Below are 14,894 nucleotides of genomic sequence, written 5' to 3' on the forward strand. Positions count from 1 at the left end.
CGGACAGAGAGAGAAGCCTGATGGCCCACCAGTGGCAGGGAGTCCTGCGCGAGTACGCCGACCGACTCGACGTGACCGACGCGACCCCGGTCGTGACGCTCGGTGAGGGCGGCACGCCGCTCATCCCGGCCCGTCGCCTCTCCGAGCGCACCGGCGCCCAGGTCTACGTGAAGTACGAGGGCATGAACCCGACCGGCTCCTTCAAGGACCGCGGCATGACGATGGCCATCTCGAAGGCCGTGGAGCACGGCGCCAAGGCGGTCATCTGCGCCTCGACCGGCAACACGAGCGCCTCGGCCGCCGCGTACGCCACGCACGCCGGGATCACCGCCGCGGTGCTCGTGCCCGAGGGCAAGATCGCCATGGGCAAGCTCAGCCAGGCCGTCGCCCACGACGCGCAGCTGCTGCAGGTGCAGGGCAACTTCGACGACTGCCTCGACATCGCGCGCGACCTCGCCGCGAACTACCCGGTGCACCTGGTCAACTCCGTGAACAACGACCGCATCGAGGGGCAGAAGACCGCCGCGTTCGAGGTCGTCGACGTCCTCGGTGACGCCCCGGACTTCCACTTCCTGCCGGTCGGCAACGCGGGCAACTACACCGCGTACTCGCGCGGCTACCGCGAGGACGTCGCCTCGGGCCGCTCGACGCGGATGCCGCGCATGTTCGGCTTCCAGGCCGCCGGCTCGGCACCGATCGTCCGCGGCGAGGTCGTGCCGCACCCCGAGACCATCGCGTCCGCCATCCGCATCGGCAACCCGGCGTCGTGGAAGTACGCGCTCGAGGCCCGCGACGAGACCGACGGGTACTTCGGCGCGATCTCGGACGAGGCGATCCTCGCGGCCCACCGCATCCTCTCCGCCGAGGTCGGCGTGTTCGTCGAGCCCGCCTCGGCCATCGGCGTCGCGGGGCTGCTCGAGCGTGCCGACGCCGGCGTCGTGCCGAAGGGCGCCACGGTCGTCATCACGGTGACGGGCCACGGCCTCAAGGACCCGCAGTGGGCACTCCGCACCCAGGACGGCGGCGAGGTCGCGCCGACCAGCGTGCCGGTCGACACCGCGGCGATCGCGGGCGTGCTCGGACTGGTCAGCGCGCGGTGAGCGTCGACCGCTCGTCCGGACCGGGGGAGGGCGCGACCGCCCACGACGCTGTACCGGCCGGACGGGCGGTCCGTGTGCGCGTCCCGGCGACCTCGGCGAACCTGGGGCCGGGCTTCGACTCCCTCGGTCTCGCACTGTCCCTCTACGACGAGGTGGACGTGCGGGTGCGCGAGGAACCGGGCGCGACCGTCACGATCGACGGCGTCGGTGCCGGTGAGGTCGCGACCGACGACACGAACCTCGTCGTGCGCGCCGTCCGTCGTGGCTTCGAGCACGCCGGGGTCCTGCAGCCCGGGCTCGAGCTGCACGCCACCAACGCCGTCCCGCACGGCCGCGGCCTCGGGTCGTCCGCAGCCGCGATCGTCGCCGGCCTCATGGCGGCGCGCGGGCTGCTCGCCGGGGTCGTCGACCTCGACGCCTCGACCCTCCTGTCGCTCGCGACCGAGATGGAGGGGCACCCGGACAACGTCGCCCCGGCGCTGTTCGGGGGGCTGACGATCGCGTGGATGACCGCCGACGGCCCTGCGTACAAGCGCCTGCTCGTGCACCGCGGTGTCTCGCCGGTGGTGTTCGTGCCGACGTCGACGCTCTCCACGAAGCTCGCACGGTCCCTCCAGCCGACGACGGTGCCGCACGAGGACGCCGCGTTCAACGTGTCCCGCTCGGCCCTGCTCGTGGCGGCGCTCATCCAGAGCCCGGAGCTGCTCCTCGCCGCGACCGAGGACCGGCTCCACCAGGCCTACCGGGCGAGCGCGATGCCCGAGACGGACGCACTCATCGGACTGCTGCGCCAGCACGGCCTGGCGGCGGTCGTCTCGGGTGCCGGCCCGAGCCTCCTGGTGATGGGCAGCGACCCGGCACAGCGGTTGACGGCGGCCGCGCTCGTCGAGCGACACGCCCAGTCCGACTGGCGGGCGCTCATGCTGGCCGTCGACCTCGGTGGTGCTACAGTGGGGTCGCACCCGACGCTCGAAGCCGAACTCGCGGAGGCGTCGACCATCCCAGGTCGACCGCCACGCTGATCCGGTGCGTGGGGCACTCTCTCCAGATCACCGTTCCCGGTCCGTCGTCTGAACGACGGCCGTTGCACACCCGCGACGGGAACGGTGGAAACTCTCCGCGTTCTGCGGTCGGAAGGAACAACAGCATCGTGACCGACGTCACCACCTCCACCGGTTCGGTGGAGATCCCCACTGACCTGCGCGCGCTCCGTCTCCCGGAGCTCCAGCGCATCGCCTCGTCCCTCGGGATCACGGGGCTCTCGAAGCTCCGCAAGGGCGACCTCATCGCCTCCATCGAGGACAAGCGTCCGGCCGAGGCACCCGCCACGGTCACGCCGACCCTCGACGGTGCCGGCACCGGGACGCCGGTGGCGGACGAGGCCCAGCCCGCCGCGCAGCAGGCGCCGGCCGAGCAGGCCGACGCCCCGGCGCAGCCGGCCGCCGAGGCCCCGGCCCGCGGACGCCGGAACCGCCGCGCCACCTCCGGTGGCACGGTCACGGCCGAGCCCACGAGCGCGGCCGCGCACACCAACGCCGGACACACCGGCACCGAGGACCTGCTCGCCGGCCTCGACCAGGTCCGCGCCGAGAAGGACGCGCAGGAAGCCGCGCAGTCCGGGCAGCGCCGCGGCCGCGGCCGCCAGGCGCAGCAGGCCGACGGCCAGGAGGCCCGTGGCGGCGCCACCGCCGAGGCCGAGTCGCCCGTCGCCGACGTCGTCGAGCAGGACCAGGACGCGACGCAGCAGGACGACGGCCAGCAGGCCGACCAGGGCGAGCAGGGCGAGGGCGGCGCACGCCGCGGCCGTCGCAGCCGTGGCCGCGGGCGCGGTCGCGGGCAGAACGCCGACCAGGCCGAGAACGGCCAGGGCAGCCAGAACGGCCAGCAGGCCGAGGTCGACAAGGGCGAGCCGAAGCAGCAGCAGCAGCAGGGCGGCAAGCAGCAGAACGCCGACAAGGGCGACCAGAAGCAGAACGGTCAGCAGAAGCAGGCCGACCAGCAGCGTGGCGACCAGCAGCGCGGCGACCAGCGTGCCGACCAGCAGCGTGCCGCCGAGCAGGAGGCCGAGAACGGCCGGACCCGCCGGCAGCGTGACCGCAAGCGCGGCCGCGGCGGCCAGAACGACGAGTTCGAGCCCGAGGTCACCGAGGACGACGTCCTCATCCCGATCGCCGGCATCCTCGACGTGCTCGACAACTACGCCTTCGTGCGCACCACCGGCTACCTGCCGGGGCCGGAGGACGTCTACGTCTCGCTCGGCCAGGTGAAGAAGTACCACCTGCGCAAGGGCGACGCGGTCGTCGGCGCGATCAAGCAGCCGCGCGACAACGAGCAGCAGAGCCGCCAGAAGTACAACGCGCTGGTCAAGATCGACACGGTCAACGGCCAGACCGCCGACGAGGCCGCGAGCCGCGTCGACTTCCAGGACCTCACCCCGCTCTACCCGAACGAGCGCCTGCGCCTCGAGACCGAGCCCGCGAAGACCTCCACGCGGATCATCGACCTCGTGTCGCCGATCGGCAAGGGCCAGCGCGGCCTCATCGTGTCCCCGCCGAAGGCCGGCAAGACCGTCGTGCTGCAGGCGATCGCGAACGCCGTCGCGAAGAACAACCCCGAGGCGCACCTCATGGTCGTGCTCGTGGACGAGCGGCCCGAAGAGGTCACCGACATGCAGCGCACGGTGAAGGGCGAGGTCATCGCCTCCACCTTCGACCGTCCCGCCGAGGACCACACCACGGTCGCCGAGCTCGCGATCGAGCGCGCGAAGCGCCTGGTCGAGCTCGGCCACGACGTCGTCGTGCTGCTCGACTCGATCACCCGCCTGGGTCGCGCCTACAACCTGGCCACCCCGCCGTCGGGCCGCGTGCTCTCCGGTGGCGTCGACTCGGCCGCGCTCTACCCGGTCAAGCGCTTCTTCGGCGCCGCGCGCAACATCGAGAACGGCGGCTCGCTCACCATCCTCGCCACGGCGCTCGTCGAGACCGGGTCGAAGATGGACGAGGTGATCTTCGAGGAGTTCAAGGGCACCGGCAACATGGAGCTCCGCCTCAACCGGCACCTCGCCGACAAGCGAATCTTCCCCGCCGTCGACATCAACGCGTCCGGCACCCGTCGCGAGGAGCAGCTGCTCTCCGCCGACGAGGTGGCGATCACGTGGCGTCTCCGTCGTGCCCTCGCCGGGCTCGACCCGCAGCAGGCGCTCGACGTCGTGCTCCGGAACCTCAAGGAGACCCAGTCGAACGTCGAGTTCCTCGTCCAGATCCAGAAGTCGGTGCCGGCGACCAACGGTCACCACGGCAACGGCCACCAGGAGTAACGCGTGTTCGAGTCGGTGGCAGGGCTGCTGGCGGAACACGAGGAACTGACGCAGCAGCTGTCGGACCCCGCGCTCCACGCCGACCCGGCCCGGGCGAAGAAGGTCAACCGGCGGTACGCCGAACTCAGCCAGATCAAGAACGCCCACGAGGCCTGGCTGGCGGCGGGGGACGACCTCGCCGCCGCCCGGGAGCTCGCGCGTGAGGACGAGGCGTTCGCGGACGAGGTGCCCGGGCTCGAGGAGCAGCTGGCCGAGCGCCAGGAGCGTCTCCGCCGGCTCCTCATCCCGCGCGACCCGGACGACGGGCGCGACGTCATCATGGAGATCAAGGGCGGTGAGGGCGGCGAGGAGTCGGCGCTGTTCGCGGCGGACCTGCTCCGGATGTACTCGCACTACGCCGAGTCCAAGGGCTGGAAGGTCGAGATGCTCGAGCGCACCGAGTCCGACCTCGGTGGCTACAAGGACGTCCAGGTCGCGATCAAGTCGAACACGACCGACCCGTCCCAGGGCGTCTGGGCGCACCTGAAGTACGAGGGCGGCGTGCACCGCGTCCAGCGTGTCCCGGCGACCGAGTCGCAGGGGCGCATCCACACGTCGACGACCGGTGTGCTCGTCTTCCCCGAGGTGGACGAGCCGGAGGAGGTCGCGATCAACCAGAACGACCTGAAGATCGACGTCTACCGGTCCTCCGGTCCCGGCGGGCAGTCGGTCAACACGACCGACTCCGCGGTGCGCATCACGCACCTCCCGACGGGCATCACGGTCGCGATGCAGAACGAGAAGTCCCAGCTGCAGAACCGGGAGGCCGGCATGCGCGTCCTGCGTGCCCGCATCCTGGCGAAGCAGCAGGAGGAGCTCGACGCCCTGGCCTCGGACGCCCGGAAGTCGCAGATCCGCGGGATGGACCGGTCGGAGCGCATCCGCACGTACAACTTCCCGGAGAACCGGATCGCGGACCACCGCACCGGCTACAAGGCGTACGACCTCGACCGCGTGATGAACGGTGCGCTCGAGCCCGTCGTCCAGTCCGCCATCCGTGCGGACGAAGAGGCACGACTGGCCGCCATCGGCGACCAGGACGCCTGAGCCCGGTGTCCGTCCCGTCGGACAGCCTCGGTCCGGTCGGTCCCGGTCGGTCGGAGACCGTCCCGGGCGCTGGTCGGGGGCCCCGTCCCACCGCCGCCCCGCAGCCGTCGTTCGCCGCGGACCGCCTCCTGCGCGAGGCGGCCGCGGCGCTGGCCGCCGCGGCCGTCCCGACACCGCAGGTCGACGCGGAACTCCTGCTCGCCTGGGCGACCGACACCTCGCGCGGCGCGGTGCAGGCCCGGGCGATGACCGGGGGAGCGATCGCGTCCGAGCACGTCGAGCGCTTCCGGCACGCCGTCGCCCGCCGCGTCACCCGCGAGCCGTTGCAGCACGTCACGGGCGAGGCGCACTTCCGCGCGCTGACGCTCGCCGTCGGACCGGGTGTGTTCGTCCCGCGACCGGAGACCGAGTCCGTCGTGCAGTTCGGCATCGACGCGCTCCGTGCGACCGCGGTGCCGGAACCGATCGCGGTGGACCTCGGCTCGGGCAGTGGTGCGATCGCGATCGCGATGGACACCGAGGTCCCGAACGCCCTCGTGTACGCCGTCGAACGCTCGCCCGAGGCGCTGCCCTGGACCCGTCGGAACGTCGACGCCCACGGCGGGACGGTGCGGCTGGTCGAGGGCGACCTCGCCGACGCGCTGCCCGAGCTCGACGGCCGGGTGTCGGTCGTCGTGTCGAACCCGCCGTACGTCCCCGACGACGCCGTCCCGATCGATCCCGAGGTCCGTGACCACGACCCGGCGCTGGCGCTCTACGGCGGACCGGACGGCCTCGACGCCGTCCGCGCGCTCACCGAGACCGCGTGGCGACTGCTCGTGCCCGGCGGGCTCGTGGTCGTCGAACACGCCGAGCAGCAGGGCGCTGGGGTCCGGGCGGTCCTCGCCGCGGGGGGATTCCGCTCACCGGAGACCCACGTCGACCTCACTGGACGCGACCGCACGACCACCGCGACCCGCTGACCGGACGCTGGTCGGGCCTCCCGGCCGCGAGCCGTCAGACGACCGGTGCGTCCGTCGCGGCGTGGGCGGCGACGAAGGTGCGGACCGCGTCCCGCAGGTCCGTGTCGTGCTCGACGAGCACGGCCGTGATGCCGACGCTCCGGGCGCCCGCGACGTTCTCGGGCATGTCGTCGGCGAAGAACGTCCGCTCGGCCGGGACACCGTGGTGCTCGAGGACGCGGCGGAAGACCTCCGGCTCGGGCTTCCGGGCGCCGAACGCGCTCGAGGTGTCCAGGTGCTCACCGAACAGCGGCGGCAGCGACGGCACCCACTCGTGCAGCCAGCGCCCGGCCAAAGGACCGTTGTTCGTCAGGAGCGCGACGCGGCCGTGCTGCTCGGCGATGCGGACCGCCTCGACCCGGTCGGGGAGCTCGGTCATCGCGGCACCGCGGATCCGTGCCCACTCGGCCTCGGGCACCGGGCAGCCCATGGCCTCCTCGAAGGCGGCGAGGTAGTCGTCGCCGTCCGCGAAGTGCCCCGCCTCGGCCCGCTGCTCGTTGCCGGAGTCCCACCAGCGACGGCGGAGCTCGGCGAAGTCGTGCCCGGTCAGTTCGGACAGCCCGGCCATGCGGGTCTTCCAGTCGTAGCGGACGAGCACGTCGTCCATGTCGAAGAGGAACAGGAGTGGGGGTGCGGGCGTCTCGTTCACGATGCAACCCATCCTCGCGCACTATCATCGTCCAGGTCATGGCTTCCCGATACGACTGCTCCGATCCCGACGGGCTCCTGACCGGCATGCGGCTCGCGCGAACCGCCCTCGGTCGCGGTGAACTCGTCGTCGTCCCCACCGACACCGTGTACGGCGTCGCGGCGGACGCCTTCAGCGCGCAGGCCGTCCAGCGCCTCCTCGACGCGAAGGGACGCACCCGCCAGTCGCCGCCGCCGGTCCTCATCCCGGGCGTGGCGACCCTCGACGCGCTCGCGAGCGAGGTGCCCGAACAGGTGCGCCGGCTCGTCGACGAGTTCTGGCCGGGCGGGCTGACCGTGATCCTCCGCGCGCAGCCGTCGCTCGACTGGGACCTGGGGGAGACGCGGGGGACCGTGGCGCTCCGCATGCCGGACTCGCGCATCGCCCTCGAGCTCCTGCACGAGGTCGGGCCGCTCGCGGTGTCCTCCGCGAACTCGACCGGCGACCCGGCGGCGATGGACGTCGACGCCGCCGAGCAGATGCTCGGCGACAGCGTCTCGGTCTACCTCGACGGCGGCGCACTGCCCCCGCACGACGGCTCGGCCGCGTCGACCGGCTCGACGATCGTCGACGCGACCGGTCTCGCCGCGGGGGAGGGCCTGCGCATCGTCCGCCACGGGGTCATCCCGGACGACGAGATCAGACGGGTCGTCGGGGACGACCTCGTCCTGTGAAGTTCTACCTGCTCGCGGGGGTCATCTCGGCGGTCGTGAGCTTCCTGGTCAGCTGGCTCGTCTGGAAGCTCGGGATCAAGTACCGGTGGTACCCGAAAGTCCGTGAGCGGGACGTGCACCGCACGCCGACGCCGCGGCTCGGTGGGATCGCGATGTTCCTCGGCGTGATCGTCTCGCTGCTCTGCGCGTGGTTCCTGTTCCCCGCCATCGCGGGGCAGGACTACTTCCGGCTGGTGTTCGCCGAGCCGGGGCGGGTGATCGCCGTGCTGGCGGGCGCGACGATCATCGTGGTGCTCGGTGTCGCCGACGACATCTGGGACCTCGACTGGATGACGAAGCTCGCCGGGCAGATCATCGCGGCGGGGATCCTGGCGTGGCAGGGCGTCGCGATCGTGTCGCTGCCGATCGGGAACACGCTCGGCGTCGGCTCGTCCTACATGAGCCTGATCTTCACCGTGCTCGCGGTCGTCCTGGTGATGAACGCCGTCAACTTCATCGACGGACTGGACGGTCTGGTCGCGGGGGTCGCGATCATCGCCGGCGGGGTGTTCTTCCTCTACACGTTCTTCATCAACCGCGTGGTCGTCGAGACCGAGTTCTTCTTCAACCTGCCGTCGCTGCTGACCGCGGTGCTCGTCGGGGCCTGTGCCGGCTTCCTCGTGCTCAACTGGCACCCCGCCAAGCTCTTCATGGGGGATGCCGGAGCGCTCCTGGTCGGGTTCCTCATGGCCACCAGCGCGGTGTCGATCACGGGCAACATCGACCCCGCGGCCGTCCGGACCCGGACCGACCTGCTGCCGGCGTTCATCCCGATCCTGCTGCCCTTCGCGATCCTGGTCGTCCCGATCCTCGACTTCGGGCTCGCGGTCATCCGCCGGGTCAGCGCCGGCAAGTCGCCCTTCTCGGCCGACCGGAAGCACCTGCACCACCGGCTGCTCGACATGGGGCACTCGCACTTCCACGCGGTGCTCATCTTCTACGCGTGGACGGCGGTCGTCGCCTTCGGGTGCCTGCTCTTCCTCTTCGTCAACTGGTGGTGGGTCGCGGCCTTCGTCGCCGTCGGCTTCACGGTGTGCGCCATCGTCACCTTCGCGCCGCTCGGCCGGAAGCGCGTCGAGATCGCCGCGCAGACCACGGCCGGTCGCGGGGCGCGCTTCGACGCCAGCCACGACCCGCTCGACGCCGCCGCGGCCGTCCACGACCCGCAGCCCCGCCCACAGACCCGCTCGACCTCTGGAGACCCCTCGTGACCGAACCGAACGCGCTCGACCACGTCCGGCCGGTGTTCCGCCGCATCCTCCTGCAGGGCGCCGTCCTCGCCGCCGCCCTCGCCCTGGTCGGCGGTGTCGTCGGCTGGTTCGTCGCCGGCGGACCCGGCCTGACCGGCGGGCTCATCGGCGCCGTGATGAGCGTCGTCTTCTGCGGGCTGACCGCCGTCAGCGTGCTGCTGGCGATCCGCTTCTCGGGCGGTCAGATGGTCTCCGGCGCCTTCTTCGGCACGATCATGGGCACCTTCCTGGTGAAGTTCGTGCTCTTCATCGTCGTGCTCGTCGCCCTCAAGGACCGCGACTGGGTCGACACGCCCGTGCTCGCGGTGGCGATCATCGTCGGGGTCATCGGATCCCTCGTGATCGACGTCACGGTCATCGCGCGGTCCCGCGTCCCCATCGGTGTGTCCCTGCCCGGAGACCGGACGGACGCTGGGGATCGCGACCCGGCAGCCTGAGAGCCCGAGAAGCCGCACACACCTGATAGTCTTCTTGAGCCCGCTGCCGGAGCTTGAGCTCGGACGGGCAAGCCTCCACTTCAGTCCACCTCCGCGTGCCATGCGTGCGCGCCCCGACACAGGAGACAGCGCTGCTATCCCACGCTCTTCCCCTGTCCCTCATCGCTGCGGGTAACACCGTCGCGGCGGGGAGCAGCAAGGCCGCCGAGTTCCATGGTCCGTCGATCAACGAGTTCTTCCCGGACCCGATCTTCTTCGCCGGTACTGCGTTCGAGATGGACCGCATCGTCCTCATCCGCTTCTTCGCGGTGGCCGTGCTCCTCGTCTTCGCCTTCGCCGGAACTCGCGCGCTCAAGCTGGTCCCCAACCGTGGACAGGCCTTTATCGAGTACGCCTTCGACGTCGTCCGTCGGAACACCTTCGACAACCTGGGCGAGAAGGACGGCAAGCGCTTCCTGCCGCTCCTCGCGACGATCTTCTTCGGCGTCCTGTTCATGAACCTCACCGGTCTCATCCCGGCCATGAACATCGCCGGTACCAGCCGCATCGCGATGCCGATGATCCTGGCGATCGTCGCCTACGTCGCCTTCATCTACGCGGGTCTGCGCAAGCACCCGGGTACGTTCCTCCGGAACGCGCTCTTCCCGCCCGGGGTCCCGTGGCCGCTGTACATCATCGTGACGCCAATCGAGCTCGTCTCGACCTTCGTCCTGCGTCCGGTCACGCTGACGCTGCGACTGCTGATGAACATGGTCGTCGGGCACCTGCTCCTCGTCCTGTTCTTCTCGGCGACGTGGTTCTTCTTCTTCGACGCGGAGAGCCTCTTCAAGTTGTTCGGTGTCGGGACGCTCGCGTTCGGCATCGCCTTCAGCTTCTTCGAAGTCCTCGTCGGGTTGCTCCAGGCGTACGTCTTCATGCTGCTGACGGCCGTCTACATCCAGCTCGCGCTGGCTGACGAGCACTGACACCCTTCTGACCCCCTACGGGTCCGGCGTCCGCCGGCCCCGCACCTCGAAAGGAAAACACGTGGACGCAACGACCGTTCTCGCGGAGATCAACGGCAACATCGCGACGGTTGGCTACGGCCTCGCTGCGATCGGTCCGGCCATCGGCGTCGGCATCGTCGTCGGCAAGACGATCGAGTCCGTCGCTCGCCAGCCCGAGCTCCAGGGCCGCCTGACCACCCTCATGTACATCGGTATCGCCTTCACCGAGGCCCTTGCCTTCATCGGCATCGCGACGTACTTCATCTTCACTGCGTAAGGCTTCTCGATGCAGACTGCACTCATCCTGGCGGCGGAGGAGACCCACAATCCGCTGATCCCAGAGATCTACGACATCGTGTGGTCAGCGGTCGCCTTCGTCATCATCTTCCTCGTGATGTGGCGTGTCGTCACGCCGCGGATCACGAAGATGCTCGATGAGCGCACCGAGGCCATCGAGGGCGGCATCAAGAAGGCCGAAGCCGCCCAGCAACAGGCCGCTGCTGCGCTCGACGAGTACAACAAGCAGCTGGCGGACGCGCGTGCCGAGGCATCGCGCATCCGTGAGCAGGCCCGTGCCGACGCCACCGCGATCGGCAACGAGGTCCGCGAGCAGGCGACGGCCGATGCAGCACGCATCACCGCCAACGCCCAGGCACAGATCGAGGCCGAGCGCCAGAGCGCGCTCCAGTCGCTCCGCACCGAGGTCGGCACGCTCGCGCTCGACCTCGCGTCGGGTGTCATCGGCGAGTCCCTCCAGGACGACGCCAAGGCGACCGCTGTCGTCGACCGCTTCCTCGCCGACCTCGAGTCGTCGAAGGGCGTCCAGACGGCTGCCGGAACGGAGCACTGAGCATGCGCAGCGCCACCCGCGAAGCGATGACGTCCACCCGGGCGGTCCTCGCCGACCTCGGCGGCGCCGTCGACCTGCACGTCGGGTCGGAGATCTTCGCCGCCGGGCGAGCGATCGCCCGTGCGCCGCAGCTGCTCAACCTGCTCGCCGACCCGACGGCGGACACCGCCGGCAAGAAGGTCCTCATCGACCGCGTCTTCGCCGGTCAGACCGACGCCTCGCGCGCCGTGCTGACCGCGGTGGCCGGCTCGCGCTGGTCGTCGCAGGGTGACCTGCTCGCCGGCATCGAGGACGCCGGCGTCCGCGCCGTGGCAGCGACGGCGGACCAGTCGACCTCGATCGAGGCCGAACTGTTCGCCTTCGAGACCGCGGTGCGCTCGGACGCCGGACTCGAGCTCGCGCTCGGGACCAAGCTGGGCAGCGCCGACCAGAAGGGCTCGCTCGCCGAGCGCCTGCTGGGCGGCAAGGTGTCCGCGCAGACGATCACCATCGTGTCGAACCTGGTGCAGCAGCCTCGTGGCCGTCGCATCGGTGAGATCGTGCGGGACGCCTCGCGGATCGTCGCCGACCAGGCCGACAAGCTCGTCGCCACGGTCATCACGGCGGTCCCGCTGTCCGACGAGCAGGCGGCTCGCGTCGCCCGCGGTATCGGAGAGCGGTACGGCCGGGACATCAGTGTCAACCAGGTCGTCGACCCCGCCGTGCTCGGCGGAGTCCGGGTGCAGGTCGGCGGCGACGTCATCGACGGCACCGTCGCGTCCCGACTCGCCGACCTCCGTCTCCAGCTCGCACGCTGAGCGTACGGTCGAAGACGTCCCACCCAAGTCCACAACGGGAACTGTCGCTCGCGGCAGCATCACCCTCTCGGAGCCGAAGGGCCCCGGAAAACCACAAGGAAAATCCCATGGCAGACATCACCATCAGCCCCGATGAGATCCGTGATGCCCTGAAGGACTTCGTCTCGAACTACGAGCCGACGAAGGCCTCCACGGCCGAGGTCGGGCACGTTACCGATGCCGGTGACGGTATCGCCCACGTCGAAGGTCTCCCCGGCGTCATGGCCAACGAGCTCATCCGCTTCGCGGACGGCACGCTCGGCCTCGCGCAGAACCTCGACGAGGACGAGATCGGCGCGATCGTGCTCGGCGAGTTCGCCGGCGTCGAGGAAGGCCAGGAGGTCACCCGCACCGGCGAGGTCCTCTCCGCCCCGGTCGGCGACGCCTTCCTCGGTCGTGTCGTCGACCCGCTCGGCGCCCCGATCGACGGTCTCGGCGAGATCGCAGCCGAGGGTCGTCGTGCCCTCGAGCTCCAGGCCCCCGGCGTCATGTCCCGCAAGTCGGTGCACGAGCCGCTGCAGACCGGCATCAAGGCAATCGACGCGATGATCCCCGTCGGCCGCGGTCAGCGTCAGCTGATCATCGGCGACCGCCAGACCGGCAAGACGGCCATCGCGATCGACACGATCATCAACCAGAAGGCCAACTGGGAGTCGGGCGACGCGGACAAGCAGGTTCGCTGCATCTATGTCGCGATCGGCCAGAAGGGCTCCACGATCGCCTCCGTCAAGGGTGCGCTCGAGGACGCCGGCGCGATGGAGTACACCACCATCGTCGCCGCCCCGGCCTCCGACCCGGCCGGCTTCAAGTACCTCGCCCCGTACACCGGCTCGGCCATCGGTCAGCACTGGATGTACCAGGGCAAGCACGTCCTCATCATCTTCGACGACCTGTCGAAGCAGGCAGAGGCCTACCGTGCGGTGTCGCTCCTCCTGCGTCGTCCGCCGGGACGCGAGGCATACCCGGGCGACGTCTTCTACCTGCACTCCCGTCTGCTGGAGCGTTGCGCGAAGCTGTCCGACGAGCTCGGCGCCGGTTCGATGACGGGCCTCCCGATCATCGAGACCAAGGCGAACGACGTCTCGGCGTACATCCCGACCAACGTGATCTCGATCACCGACGGCCAGATCTTCCTGCAGTCGGACCTGTTCAACGCGAACCAGCGTCCGGCCGTCGACGTGGGCATCTCGGTGTCGCGCGTCGGTGGTGACGCCCAGGTGAAGTCGATCAAGAAGGTCTCCGGCACGCTGAAGCTCGAGCTGGCCCAGTACCGCTCGCTCGAGGCCTTCGCGATGTTCGCGTCCGACCTCGACCAGGCCTCGCGTCGTCAGCTCGACCGCGGTGCCCGTCTGACCGAGCTCCTCAAGCAGCCGCAGTACTCGCCGTACCCGGTGGAGGAGCAGGTCGTCTCGATCTGGGCCGGCACCAACGGCAAGCTCGACGAGGTCCCGGTCTCCGACGTGCTGCGCTTCGAGGGCGAGCTCCTCGAGCACCTGCGCCGCAACTCGGACGTGCTCTCGACCCTGCGTGAGACGAACCAGCTCAGCGACGACACCGTCGCCGAGATGTCGAAGCAGATCGACGAGTTCAAGAAGGGCTTCCAGACGAGCGACGGCAAGACCCTGGGCTCCGAGCAGTTCGACGCCGCCTCTGCCGACGACGTCGACCAGGAGCAGATCGTCAAGGGTCGTCGCTAGATGGCGGCACAGGTCCGGGTCTACCGACAGCGCATCAAGTCGGCGAAGACCACGAAGAAGGTCACGCGCGCCATGGAGTTGATCTCGGCGTCGCGGATCCAGAAGGCGCAGGCCCGCATGGCCGCGTCCGGCCCGTACTCGCGGGCCGTGACGCGGGCGGTGTCCGCGGTGGCGACGTTCTCGAACGTCGACCACGTGCTGACCACTGAGCCGACCACGTCGACCCGTGCCGCCGTGGTGCTCTTCACGTCGGACCGGGGCCTGAACGGCGCGTTCAGCACGAACGTCCTCAAGCAGGGCGAGGAGCTCGCCTCCCTGCTCCGCAGCGAGGGCAAGGACGTCGTCTTCTACCTGGTCGGTCGCAAGTCCGTCGGGTACTTCGCGTTCCGTGAGCGTCCGTCCGAGCGCCAGTGGGTCGGCAACACCGATCAGCCGGAGTTCTCGACGGCCAAGGAGATCGGCGACGCGGTCGTGTCGAAGTTCCTGCAGGACACGGCGGAGGGCGGCGTGGACGAGATCCACATCGTCTTCAACCGCTTCCTCAGCCTCGCCACGCAGGAGCCGCAGGTCGTCCGGCTGCTCCCGCTCGAGGTCGTCGACGGTGTCGAGGCTCCGTCGAACGACGAGCCGCTGCCGCTGTACGAGTTCGAGCCGGACGCAGACGCCGTGCTCGACGCCCTGCTCCCGGTGTACATCGAGAGCCGCATCTTCAACGCCATGCTGCAGTCGGCCGCTTCCGAGCACGCCGCCCGCCAGAAGGCCATGAAGTCGGCGAGCGACAATGCCGATTCGCTGATCCGCGACTTCACCCGACTCGCCAACAACGCGCGTCAGGCCGAGATCACGCAGCAGATCTCCGAGATCGTCGGCGGCGCCGACGCACTCTCGTCGAAGAAGAAGTAGTGGTCCGCGCAGCTCGCGGACAGAACCCACC

15 protein-coding genes are annotated in these 14,894 nt (G+C 70.2%); 14 read left to right on the forward strand and 1 reads right to left on the reverse strand.

Annotated features, from left to right (window positions below; genetic code table 11):
* Positions 1-20: 20 nt before the first annotated feature.
* The 5 genes from thrC to prmC all read left to right on the forward strand — a co-directional run bounded on the left by thrC (position 21) and on the right by prmC (position 6,464).
* A complete protein-coding gene (gene thrC, locus KM842_RS04250; protein ID WP_216261249.1) occupies positions 21-1,100 on the forward strand; it encodes a threonine synthase in 1,080 nt (359 codons plus the stop codon).
* A 74-nt stretch (positions 1,101-1,174) separates the two neighbouring features.
* Positions 1,175-2,122 (forward strand): homoserine kinase, encoded by a 948-nt coding sequence (gene thrB, locus KM842_RS04255; RefSeq protein WP_253206340.1) that lies wholly within the window; start codon positions 1,175-1,177, stop codon positions 2,120-2,122.
* Positions 2,123-2,250: 128 nt separating this feature from the next.
* A complete protein-coding gene (gene rho / locus KM842_RS04260) occupies positions 2,251-4,416 on the forward strand; it encodes a transcription termination factor Rho (RefSeq protein WP_216261253.1) in 2,166 nt (721 codons plus the stop codon).
* A gap of 3 nt (positions 4,417-4,419) precedes the next feature.
* Positions 4,420-5,502, forward strand: a complete 1,083-nt coding sequence (gene prfA, locus KM842_RS04265) for a peptide chain release factor 1 (protein ID WP_216261255.1) — start codon at positions 4,420-4,422, stop codon at positions 5,500-5,502.
* A gap of 128 nt (positions 5,503-5,630) precedes the next feature.
* On the forward strand, positions 5,631-6,464 hold the full coding sequence (gene prmC / locus KM842_RS04270; protein WP_216262065.1) for a peptide chain release factor N(5)-glutamine methyltransferase: 834 nt from the start codon (positions 5,631-5,633) through the stop codon (positions 6,462-6,464).
* 34 nt (positions 6,465-6,498) lie between these two features.
* Here the strand turns inward: prmC and KM842_RS04275 are convergent, their stop codons facing one another.
* Positions 6,499-7,152, reverse strand: coding sequence for an HAD family hydrolase (locus KM842_RS04275; protein WP_253206247.1), 654 nt, complete (start codon positions 7,150-7,152; stop codon positions 6,499-6,501).
* 38 nt (positions 7,153-7,190) lie between these two features.
* Between KM842_RS04275 and KM842_RS04280 the strand changes: the two genes are divergently transcribed.
* The 9 genes from KM842_RS04280 to KM842_RS04320 all read left to right on the forward strand — a co-directional run bounded on the left by KM842_RS04280 (position 7,191) and on the right by KM842_RS04320 (position 14,863).
* Positions 7,191-7,865 (forward strand): L-threonylcarbamoyladenylate synthase, encoded by a 675-nt coding sequence (locus KM842_RS04280; protein WP_216261259.1) that lies wholly within the window; start codon positions 7,191-7,193, stop codon positions 7,863-7,865.
* Positions 7,862-9,115, forward strand: coding sequence for an MraY family glycosyltransferase (locus KM842_RS04285; RefSeq protein WP_216261261.1), 1,254 nt, complete (start codon positions 7,862-7,864; stop codon positions 9,113-9,115). The genes KM842_RS04280 and KM842_RS04285 overlap by 4 nt, the downstream gene beginning before the upstream one ends.
* The gene (locus tag KM842_RS04290; protein WP_216261263.1) at positions 9,112-9,591 is read left to right on the forward strand and encodes a Cg1360 family ATP-synthase-associated protein; all 480 of its coding nucleotides are present in this window, start codon (positions 9,112-9,114) and stop codon (positions 9,589-9,591) included. Before KM842_RS04285 ends, KM842_RS04290 begins: the two co-directional genes overlap by 4 nt.
* Positions 9,592-9,695: 104 nt before the next feature.
* Positions 9,696-10,556: a F0F1 ATP synthase subunit A gene (atpB, locus tag KM842_RS04295; RefSeq protein ID WP_253206248.1), complete on the forward strand. Its 861-nt coding sequence runs from the start codon at positions 9,696-9,698 to the stop codon at positions 10,554-10,556.
* A gap of 61 nt (positions 10,557-10,617) precedes the next feature.
* Complete coding sequence (atpE, locus tag KM842_RS04300) at positions 10,618-10,854, forward strand: ATP synthase F0 subunit C (protein WP_058729232.1); 237 nt, start codon at positions 10,618-10,620, stop codon at positions 10,852-10,854.
* 9 nt (positions 10,855-10,863) lie between these two features.
* Complete coding sequence (locus KM842_RS04305) at positions 10,864-11,427, forward strand: F0F1 ATP synthase subunit B (protein WP_216261265.1); 564 nt, start codon at positions 10,864-10,866, stop codon at positions 11,425-11,427.
* Between the two features lie 2 nt (positions 11,428-11,429).
* Positions 11,430-12,224 (forward strand): F0F1 ATP synthase subunit delta, encoded by a 795-nt coding sequence (locus KM842_RS04310; protein WP_216261267.1) that lies wholly within the window; start codon positions 11,430-11,432, stop codon positions 12,222-12,224.
* Positions 12,225-12,331: 107 nt separating this feature from the next.
* Positions 12,332-13,960, forward strand: a complete 1,629-nt coding sequence (gene atpA / locus KM842_RS04315; RefSeq protein ID WP_216261269.1) for a F0F1 ATP synthase subunit alpha — start codon at positions 12,332-12,334, stop codon at positions 13,958-13,960.
* Positions 13,961-14,863 carry a F0F1 ATP synthase subunit gamma gene (locus tag KM842_RS04320; protein WP_216261270.1) on the forward strand — a complete coding sequence of 301 codons (903 nt, stop codon included), beginning with the start codon at positions 13,961-13,963 and terminating at the stop codon, positions 14,861-14,863.
* Positions 14,864-14,894 lie beyond the last annotated feature (31 nt).

The organism is Curtobacterium sp. L6-1 (genome assembly GCF_018885305.1).
In the GTDB taxonomy this organism is placed as follows: Bacteria; Actinomycetota; Actinomycetes; order Actinomycetales; family Microbacteriaceae; genus Curtobacterium; species Curtobacterium aetherium.

What these genes read in the sequence shown, in the direction of transcription:
- thrC (WP_216261249.1), top strand. Translation starts at nt 21, where the DNA reads ATGGCCCACCAGTGGCAGGGAGTCCTGCGCGAGTACGCCGACCGACTC.
- KM842_RS04280 (WP_216261259.1), top strand. Translation starts at nt 7,191, where the DNA reads ATGGCTTCCCGATACGACTGCTCCGATCCCGACGGGCTCCTGACCGGC.
- KM842_RS04305 (WP_216261265.1), top strand. Translation starts at nt 10,864, where the DNA reads ATGCAGACTGCACTCATCCTGGCGGCGGAGGAGACCCACAATCCGCTG.
- KM842_RS04310 (WP_216261267.1), top strand. Translation starts at nt 11,430, where the DNA reads ATGCGCAGCGCCACCCGCGAAGCGATGACGTCCACCCGGGCGGTCCTC.
- atpA (WP_216261269.1), top strand. Translation starts at nt 12,332, where the DNA reads ATGGCAGACATCACCATCAGCCCCGATGAGATCCGTGATGCCCTGAAG.
- KM842_RS04320 (WP_216261270.1), top strand. Translation starts at nt 13,961, where the DNA reads ATGGCGGCACAGGTCCGGGTCTACCGACAGCGCATCAAGTCGGCGAAG.